The organism is Psychrobacter sp. 1Y4 (assembly GCF_051847555.1).
On record NZ_JBPYDE010000216.1, the window covers coordinates 1 to 957 of the forward strand.

General features: G+C 40.6%; 1 protein-coding gene. It reads left to right on the forward strand.

The features are described 5' to 3' along the window. Nucleotides 1-492 precede the first annotated feature (492 nt). Nucleotides 493-957: LptF/LptG family permease (locus tag ACS8FC_RS15330; protein ID WP_439297404.1), on the forward strand; the 465-nt coding region annotated here is incomplete at its 3' end.

Genomic DNA, 957 nt, shown 5'->3' on the forward strand with positions numbered 1-957 from the left:
TCTCCATTACATTAGATGACATAAAATTATTTTTATCCGTCAGCCAGTCTAGCAATTAATAACAGAGATAGAGGTTCGATGATACGAATGACAAACAAACCTTTCCAAACTAAATAAATAAAAAACGTATTGGAGAAAACACTGTTAAACCAATTCCATATAAGATTTCATAACGCTTTATCCGATATTTGATATATTTATCGTCTGCCAATAGTAATGCACTATCAGTAAGGTGTACGTAATGTTTGCAAACACATTTCACAGCCATTTTTAGGCAAAACATGCTAGGATTAGCGGTTATATTTGTCGTTTGTGTTTATTGAGTAGGACTAATTAGTCACTCAATAATTGTCAGTATTATTTGACTGTTTGTTTGACCGTATATGATGCCTACGATGCATTGTTACTGTGCTCAAACATGACGATAAATCTCCAATCAATCATGCGAATACCAACTGTTTAAGAGTACCCATTGTGATATTACGCCGCTATATGACTCGACAAGTTGCCTCGACCACTGCTTTGGTGCTGGGGTTTTTGGTAGTAATGATGCTTGGCGGTCGTTTGATACGTTATTTTGGCATTGCGGCTGAAGGACGGTTGGATATCAGCCTGCTATTCACGATTATTGGGTACAACCTGCCGTATTTTCTAGAGTTGATATTACCGCTAGCCTTTTTTATCGCGTTGATGCTGGTGTTTGGTCGTTTATATGTTGATCAAGAAATGGCTGTTATCAATGCCAGCGGCGTGTCTCGCGGTAGGCTGGCTCGCCTGATGACACCATTGATATTAGCGTTGTTTGTTGGTGAGGCGGCGCTATCTATCGTTGGCAAACCATGGGGCGTGCGCTCATCCGAGGCCGTGTGGCAGCAGCAAGCATTGACCAGTGCGTTTGATTTGATTCGCCCGAATGAGTTTATCAGTAGCGGTAATTATCATTTGTATGTAGGCAGT